This window comes from Mesorhizobium sp. P3_A2 (assembly GCF_056403115.1).
On sequence record NZ_JBFUGC010000024.1, the window covers coordinates 21,539 to 29,086 of the forward strand.

General features: G+C 58.9%; 9 protein-coding genes. 3 read left to right on the plus strand and 6 right to left on the minus strand.

Annotation, left to right across the window (positions count from 1 at the left end; translation table 11 throughout):
• Positions 1-394: 394 nt before the first annotated feature.
• Entirely contained in the window at positions 395-697 is a 303-nt protein-coding gene (locus AC1DXM_RS31090; RefSeq protein WP_477239290.1) for a hypothetical protein, read from the minus strand.
• Between AC1DXM_RS31090 and AC1DXM_RS31095 the strand changes: the two genes are divergently transcribed.
• The gene (locus tag AC1DXM_RS31095; protein ID WP_477239292.1) at positions 696-1,034 is read left to right on the plus strand and encodes a hypothetical protein; all 339 of its coding nucleotides are present in this window, start codon (positions 696-698) and stop codon (positions 1,032-1,034) included. The two genes, AC1DXM_RS31090 and AC1DXM_RS31095, sit on opposite strands and share 2 nt — an antisense overlap.
• Entirely contained in the window at positions 1,034-2,800 is a 1,767-nt protein-coding gene (locus AC1DXM_RS31100; protein ID WP_477239294.1) for an adenylate/guanylate cyclase domain-containing protein, read from the plus strand. Before AC1DXM_RS31095 ends, AC1DXM_RS31100 begins: the two co-directional genes overlap by 1 nt.
• Positions 2,801-3,227: 427 nt before the next feature.
• Here AC1DXM_RS31100 and AC1DXM_RS31105 read toward each other — a convergent pair whose 3' ends face one another.
• The 5 genes from AC1DXM_RS31105 to AC1DXM_RS31125 form a co-directional block, all read right to left on the minus strand.
• Positions 3,228-4,388 carry a sugar ABC transporter substrate-binding protein gene (locus tag AC1DXM_RS31105; RefSeq protein WP_477239296.1) on the minus strand — a complete coding sequence of 387 codons (1,161 nt, stop codon included), beginning with the start codon at positions 4,386-4,388 and terminating at the stop codon, positions 3,228-3,230.
• Positions 4,389-4,488: 100 nt separating this feature from the next.
• Positions 4,489-5,844 (minus strand): sensor histidine kinase, encoded by a 1,356-nt coding sequence (locus AC1DXM_RS31110; RefSeq protein WP_477239298.1) that lies wholly within the window; start codon positions 5,842-5,844, stop codon positions 4,489-4,491.
• Between the two features lie 311 nt (positions 5,845-6,155).
• Complete coding sequence (locus tag AC1DXM_RS31115) at positions 6,156-6,587, minus strand: hypothetical protein (RefSeq protein ID WP_477239300.1); 432 nt, start codon at positions 6,585-6,587, stop codon at positions 6,156-6,158.
• The gene (locus tag AC1DXM_RS31120) at positions 6,587-6,859 is read right to left on the minus strand and encodes a hypothetical protein (RefSeq protein WP_477239302.1); all 273 of its coding nucleotides are present in this window, start codon (positions 6,857-6,859) and stop codon (positions 6,587-6,589) included. Before AC1DXM_RS31120 ends, AC1DXM_RS31115 begins: the two co-directional genes overlap by 1 nt.
• Positions 6,843-7,385, minus strand: coding sequence for a recombinase family protein (locus AC1DXM_RS31125; protein WP_477239304.1), 543 nt, complete (start codon positions 7,383-7,385; stop codon positions 6,843-6,845). The genes AC1DXM_RS31120 and AC1DXM_RS31125 overlap by 17 nt, the downstream gene beginning before the upstream one ends.
• Before the next feature lie 31 nt (positions 7,386-7,416).
• On the opposite strand from AC1DXM_RS31125, the gene AC1DXM_RS31130 reads away from it, so the two are divergent.
• The coding region (locus tag AC1DXM_RS31130) for a helix-turn-helix domain-containing protein (protein ID WP_477239308.1) at positions 7,417-7,548 on the plus strand (132 nt) is incomplete at its 3' end.

The following is a 7,548-nucleotide window of genomic DNA, read 5'->3' on the forward strand; positions in this document are numbered from 1 at the left end:
GGGAGTCTCGCAGCGCCCTGAGTGTGCAAATTGGTCTCTGAATGCTGACCATTCTCCGAAACTGGGGAGTAGCTCCAAAAATCCCTAGGTTTTGACAACAGCAATATCAATGCCTTAGCGCCAGCCTTGCTGGGGGCGCTTTCACGGTTCGCTCGCCTGCCAAACAAGAGCACAACTAAGCCATCGTTCGCTAGGTTCGGCTTGCTCCGTAAGGCGATCATTCCGCCGCCAAATATCGAATGACCGCAGGGGGCCGACAGCGGACTGGCAGGTTCAGGCTGCGGATCTTCAAAGAGCGGACATTGGGGTGGGGCGCGGACATCGTTGTGACCTAACCCAACTCGGACGTAGCGGCGTTAATCTCCTCGAACCCGAGCGGCTGGCTGCGGCCTGGCTAGCGCTCCTTGAGCCCAGCAAGCGGCCGGCCGTCGAGAATGGCGGCGATCCGGCTCGGATTTGCGGGCTGCCCGGCTCGGATGCTCGCGATAGTGACGCCGAGCGCGAGCCGCTCAAGCTCATCGAGAAAACGGTGTGCCTCTCCCATGCGCCCCAAATGCGCATTTGCCGCGGTAAGCATCCAGAGGGTGGTGGGGTCGAAGGTCGGACGGAGCGCCAGCGACCGGGTGGCCCAGACGGGCGCCTCCGGGTAGTCGCAGACGACCGTTTGCGCGTGCGCGATCCTGGTTGAGCAGAACATGGGCGTGCGGATCGCGCGGGCTCAAGCGTACCGCCCGGTGGAAGCAGGCAAGGGCATCGTCTACGGCGCCGCAGTGAAGGTGCGCGATGCCTGCCGCAGTGGCGACCACGAGGCTGTTGGGGTTGGCCTCGGCTGCGGATTGGATCACTGCCATTCCCCAATCGTGGTCTTTGCCTGTCTGGAGCAGCGCCATGCCGCAGTGCACCATCACGGTCGGATATCCTGCGGCATCTTAGAGACCTCGACGTGCCAACTCGACGGATTTCTGAACAAAATCCATCGTTCGACCTTTGGACACCGTAAGGATAGGTTGGCGATCCATATAAGAGGTGTTTGATGGAGCATCCTGCGGTCACTCGTCGCCTTGCCGCTATCCTCGCTGCCGACGTGGTGGGGTATAGCCGGCTAGTTGCGGCTGACGAGGAAGGGACCTTGCGAACGTTGGCGCGGTATCGCGCAACGATCGCCGATCTGGTTGCCGAGCATGCAGGCCGGATCTTCGGGACCGCGGGCGATAGCGTTGTGGTTGATTTCGCAAGTGCGGTGCAAGCAGTTCGCTGTGCTGTTGCCATCCAGCGGGCGCTCAAGCGTCACAATGAGGACCTTCCACCAGAGCGTCGTCTGGAATTCCGCATCGGGATCAACCTCGGGGACGTGGTTGCAGACGGTAATGATCTGCTTGGCGATGGGGTGAACGTGGCGGCACGCGTTCAGGAGGTCGCTCCCCCAGGTGGCATCTGCCTGACCGGTGCGGTTAGGGAGCAGATCGAAGGCAAACACGATTTCAGCATCGCGGCAATCGGCGAACGCACCCTCAAGAACATCCCACGTCCAGTCTCCATCCATCGTGTCAACTGGGATGCCGCACCCCCACCAGTGGCCGGCATGTTTTCCGGCGCGCCATCGGTGCCGGACAAGCCGTCCATCGCTGTACTGCCATTCGTGAACATGAGCGGTGACCCGGAACAAGAGTATTTCGCCGATGGAATCAGTGAGGACATCATCACGGCATTGTCCCATTATCGCTGGTTCTTCGTAATCGCGCGAAATTCGACGTTTGCTTACAAAGGCCGCTCTCTGGACGTTAAGCAGGTAGCTCGCGAGCTCGGGGTTCGCTATGTGCTTGAGGGTAGCGTTCGTAAGGCGGGAGCCCGTATCCGGGCTACAGCGCAGCTGATTGAGGCCGATTCCGGCAATCACATTTGGGCAGAGCGTTTCGATCGAGATGTCACCGACATCTTCGCTCTCCAGGATGAAATCACTCAGAGCGTCGTTGCCGCTATCGAACCTGAGCTTCAGACCGTTGAGGCAAAGAGGGCAGCGCGCAAGAACTCGTCGGCCGAGCTAGATAGCTTCGATTGTTGTATGCGAGGCATCTGGCACTTCAACCAGTTCACGCCGCAAGACATGGGCCAAGCAGATACTTGGTTGCGAAGATCGATTCAGACCGATCCTGCATTTGCGCAAGCGCACATGATGCTGGCTCGACTGCTCAGCACCCGCATCTGGTGGGGGTGGAGTCAAAACATCGACCAAGATTTGACTGATGGGTACCTCGCAGCTGCTCATGCAGCGACCCTTGATGAGCGCGATCCGTATTGCCAGTACGCCTTGTTCCTGTTCAGCATCTTAACCCGCCGCCACCATCAGGCATTGGCTCAGGCGCAGCGCTCAATCGATCTCAGCTCCAACTTCTCGCTCGGTTACTTTGCGCTAGGTTGGATACGCATTTACATCGGGCATTTTCCTGAGGCGATAGATCCGATCTTGAGGTGCCAGCGTCTGAATCCAAATGATCCTCAGTCTGGAGCTCACCTTGCCATTGTAGGACTTGCCTACTATCACCAGGGCGATTACGAGGCGGCCCTGCGCTATGCCGAACGCGGCCCCAGAAGTCGTCGCCATCCTCTTGTATTGCGAACATTGCTTGCCAGCCTTGGACAATTGGGCCGGCTCGAAGAGGCAGGGAGAGTTCTCCAGGAATTCGAGCAATCAGAAACCACAGCTCACTCTCGGTACTGGGAAATTACAAATCCATATCTGGACAATTCGCACTTGGTCCATCTGCAGGATGGCCTCCTAAAAGCGGGTCTCCGTGTTTAGCGGCGAAGCTCGATAAACGGTTCGTCTCGCACACTCTCGGCTGAAGCTGCTGGCGCCTGATCTGGTCGAGGCAATCCTCGAAGGGAGGCAGATGCGGATGATGGAACTTCAGCTCCTGATTCGCCAAGGAGGCGCCCGGAGTCCCTCTGGCCGAAAAGCAGCTTTGGGTCTGAACGACGATGTCGGCTTTGTCAGGAAGGTTTTGAAATGGCGCAACCACGACCTCCAGCCTGACGGCCGGCAAGGTCTGCTTTCAGGAAGCTGCGAAGCCGACCTCTACGGCCGACATGAGGCGCAAAGCTGCTCTTCGCAACGCGGGGCCGCCTTGATTCGCCACAAACGCGTTTCGAGGTTGGCCTTCATGTCGAAATTGATGCTTGGACCCGGCTCAAGAACGATGGACATTGAAAAACACCGCACGATGCGGCTACTTCTGCTCCGAGGACCAGGGGAAATTTATATATCGGTTGCGGCTGTCATAGCAGATGTTTCCATACATCTTGAGGTACGCATCCCGGCGCGCCGCGTCGGCATACACCGAGGCTGGGTCCAGCAGATCGACCTCGTACTGCGCGAGGTTGGCACTTGTCAGGGCGATAGGGAGGATGTCCATCGCCTGCGGAATGCTTTTTCCCTCGAGCCAGTCTGCCGCAAACTGCCCCATGGCATATCCGAAGACAGGCGAGGACAACGAGATGCTCGCCTTGTAAGGGCTGTTCCCCTTCCGGATTTCAGCAACAGCTTCCGGCTCGCCATCAATTCCGCCGAGGAATTGATCAGGTCGATCCTTGCCTGCCGCGCGTAACGCTTCCAGCGCGCCCAGCACCACAGCATCTGCGCCTAGAATGACGTCGACATCCGGATTGGCCAGCAAGATGGTTTTCATGGTGGCGGCGCCGCCTTCCTTGGTAACCGGCTTGGGCGCGATATCGGCAACGATCGTCACGCCAGGCATCGCATTCAGCCCATCGCGCATTGCCGCGAACCGGGGCGCAAGAAACTCCATTGTATCCTGGGTCAGCAGAACGACCTTGGCCTTCCCGCCCAGCCTGGTATTGATATGGTCGATCGCAGCGTCGGTCAGCACCTTGCCGGTTCGATATTGCGGAGCATTGAGCAGCAGCGTTGCCGGTGGAGGTACAATAGTGCCAACAAACGCTCCCGACCAGATCGCTTGCTGAAGAGCCGGACTGAAAGCCACTGGATCCGAAGAGGTGGCAACCATGGCCCCAACCTTCGCGGCGACGAAAGACTGCACCTGGGCTATCGCCTTACCCACATCATTTTCGGCCAAAACTCTTCGATACTCCAGGCCGCGATTCTTTGCTGCCATCGACAGACCATGGTCGACCCCTTGCAGGAAGTCGCGGTCGTTCTCCTGCACGTAGGCAAGCACCCTCGTCAGACCAGCCGGGGCGTTGCAGGAGGGCACGTTCGGATTGAAGCTGGGAAATACCGTCCGCTGCGTGATTCCAGGAGTGCCTTGCTGGGCTCTCGCGAAAGTACCCCCCCCTATTGTAGCGATCGAGAGCAAGGCTATCGCTGACCAGGTCGGCCATCGACCGGCAATATTCTTCAGATCAAACACGTTTCCTCCCCTCGACATCCACCGCTGGCGGTGACGATTGTCATGTCAACGCTCGTGGTCCTGTCGCAGTCAATGTTCCACCTTGTGATAGCTCGGTCTACTAGGCGGCGATGACGCGCCGTGGCTTTGTCGAAAACACAAGATGAGCGGCGGTGCCAGGCTGGAGATTTCGATAGTCGATCTTGGCGCCCAGACTGATGCACATTGCATTGATGATCCTGCTCCCGACGCCGGTCCCTTTGGCAGGCGCGCCATCCGCCTTTCCAACACCGTCGTCTTCGACCACCAACTCCGCCTGCTCGCCTGGCAGCTTGCTCAGCCGGACGCGGATTTCTCCAACACCATCCGGATAGGCATACTTGAAAGCGTTGGTGACCAGTTCAGTGACCACAACGCCGAGGTTGATGCTGGTGTCCGTTTCGAGGTCGATTGGCTCGATGTCGTAGGACAGGCCCACACCGTGAACTTGGCTGCGCATCGACGTACGCAGGTGGTCGAGCAGCCCTGTCAGATATGCGTCCAGCTCAACCGAGCGAACGTCGGACGAGCCATACAACCGCTTGTGCACCAGCGAGATCGCAAAGATGCGATCCTGGGTTTCGGCGAGCGCATCTTTGGAGGCGCGATCGCCGACAGCCTTCGACTGCAGATTCACCAGAGACGAGACGAGAGCCAAGCTGTTGGCGACCCTGTGATTGACCTCTGACAAGAGCACTTCGGCCCGATCGCGCGCCTTCTCCAGATCTTCGGTCCTGGTGGCGACCCTTTGTTCCAGCTCGCTGTTGAGCGCATTGACCTCGTCGCGCGTATCGCGAAGTTCTCTGGTGTAGCGCGCGGCACCATAGGCTGCTCCACCTACCACGGCGACGATGACAAACCCGCCGATTGCCGAAACGAGCCGCAGCCATCCGCTATTGGCGCGTTGTTCGGCCACACCGGAGGTCAGTCGGTCATCCGCTCGTCCAATGATTCCCGAAAAGAACACATTGGCTTCGTCAGTCAAAGCCTTGCCCCTGTTCGTGCGGAATATCGCCAGTATCTCGGCGTCGCGCTGATCTCGTTTGAGAGCGATCGTCTGGTCCATCTCATCGAACTTAGTGGCGATGATTGCGGACAGCCGTTCAAGTGTCGTTTCGGAATTGGCATAGGATATCAGCAATGTCTGCAACGCTTGGAGATGGCGCTGTGCCTGTGCCTTTGCAGTTTGATAAGGACCAAGATATATCTCGTTCCCGGTGATGACGAAGCCGCGCTCACTCGCCTCGGCCGTCTGCATTGCATTTCTCAACTCGACGGCCGCGATACGCGTATCGCGCGCCTCGATCGCATGATCGAAATAGGATTGAGCGCGCTGCCCCAGCCAGAAATTGGTAGCGACAATGGCCATAAGCGCCGCAAACCCGATCAGCAGGGAGGCGAACGTGAGTCGGACAATTTCGCGGTTGGAAAATTGCATCCGGGCATTCCTGCCCGATTTCCATCGCGCGCGCCATCATGTAGCGATAGCTAATTTGACTTCATTTCACCAGACGTCGCCGTGCGCATGATCGTAAGCGCAAATTGCAGCCGCGAACGTTTCACAGGCATGAACCGAGCGTTAAGCCCTGAAGGGGCTAAACGATGTCAAGACCGCCCGCGCGTAGATCCAATAGCCGCCACTGGCCGCTAGTTCCACTTCCCTTTCTTGCGGCTAAAAAGGTGCCTCGCCTGCTTGCTCGAATAGGTGTCCGCTTTTGGATGCGCTTGGGGTCCGCTCAACGACCGAGATCAGGCGCGAAGCGGCCAATAGAAGGTGGCCACGTTCGGCAAGCGCCGCTGCCGTTCCCATTCGACAGGAACCCCCCGAACCAACGGCTGCAACTGCATTGCCGAGGGCTGGCGCCCATCGATGACGGCTTCGACCAAATCCGGGGCCAGTAGTGTTAGTCGGAGGATATGGGATACGAACGACCTATCGAGCTTCTTGGCCTCGGCCAGTTCGGAGATTGTGGCGAACTGCCCTGTCTCCAGTTGGTGCTTCCACGCAAAGGCCTGAACGACGGCACGGAGCAGCGTGTTATCGATGCGCGGGCGCGTCGGCGCCCACAAATCGGTCAAGTTCGGCGACACCACCAGCTTGCGGCCACCACGCTTGCGGATAGCCAGCGGGATTTGAACGGTGAGTATCTTGCCGTCATCGCTCAATTCGGTGCCGACCATCACGCGGCCTGCCCAAGGCTCGTCCGCGCCCGCATCTCTGCGACAACGCTCGTCATGCCCTCGGTTCGCAGGCGGATGGATATGCCATCGACATCCACGTCGATGCGTTCGACCAGTAGCTGGACGATACGAGCCTGCTCCGCCGGAAAGAGTTCGTTCCACAGTGCGTCAAACTCGACAAGACGGTCGCGGACCTCAGCCTCGGTGACCCCCTCGTTCTCCATCCGCGCAGTCGCCCAGGTCTTCACAATCATTTCAGGCTGGCGAAGCATCGCCCGAACCTGATCGATGACTGCGGTCTCGATCTCGGCAGCCGGTAGCCTTTTCACCGAACAAGTCTCCGGGCCGAGCTTCTGCACGCTGGTTGGTGACGTAGTAGCGGTAGAGGCGCCCTTTCTTTCGGGTGTGGGCAGGCGTCATGGCGTAGCCGTTCGGAGCAAAGATCAGTCCGCGGAGCAATGCCGGTGTCTGCCGGCGACAATGCCCTGCCCGCTTGCGCGGATCCTCGGCAATGATCGAGCGCACCTTGTCCCACAGATCGCGGCTGATGATTGCCTGGTGTTCGCCGGGATAGCTCGTGCCCTTGTGAACTGCCTCGCCGATATAAACTCGGTTGCTCAGCAGCTTGTAGAGATAGCCCTTGTCGATGGGTCTGCCACCACGGCTGGTGACACCCTCAGAATGAGGGTTCGTGCAAGCATGGTGGCCGAGCCTGTGAATCGGCGTGCAAAATTGACCCCATAAGCCGGGGAATCGGCGTCCAATTTTGACCCCCCTGATGCTTTGATTTGCGACCATCAGCTCGTCGTGGCGAGCGCATGGTGTGGGGATGAAGTCGGTGGATACGATTGCCCGGGTTCTGCGCGCCTTCCATGTGCAAGGATGGTCGCTCAAGCGGATTTGCCGCGAACTGCATGTGTCGCGGAACACGGTCCGCAAGATTCTCAGATCCGATGAGACA

Bases quoted from the DNA above. Each gene is read 5' to 3' on its own strand.
- AC1DXM_RS31115 (WP_477239300.1), bottom strand. From the start codon at position 6,587: ATGGTCGGCACCGAATTGAGCGATGACGGCAAGATACTCACCGTTCAA.
- AC1DXM_RS31125 (WP_477239304.1), bottom strand. From the start codon at position 7,385: ATGGTCGCAAATCAAAGCATCAGGGGGGTCAAAATTGGACGCCGATTC.
- AC1DXM_RS31090 (WP_477239290.1), bottom strand. From the start codon at position 697: ATGTTCTGCTCAACCAGGATCGCGCACGCGCAAACGGTCGTCTGCGAC.
- AC1DXM_RS31120 (WP_477239302.1), bottom strand. From the start codon at position 6,859: ATGCTTCGCCAGCCTGAAATGATTGTGAAGACCTGGGCGACTGCGCGG.
- AC1DXM_RS31095 (WP_477239292.1), top strand. From the start codon at position 696: ATGGGCGTGCGGATCGCGCGGGCTCAAGCGTACCGCCCGGTGGAAGCA.
- AC1DXM_RS31110 (WP_477239298.1), bottom strand. From the start codon at position 5,844: ATGCAATTTTCCAACCGCGAAATTGTCCGACTCACGTTCGCCTCCCTG.
- AC1DXM_RS31100 (WP_477239294.1), top strand. From the start codon at position 1,034: ATGGAGCATCCTGCGGTCACTCGTCGCCTTGCCGCTATCCTCGCTGCC.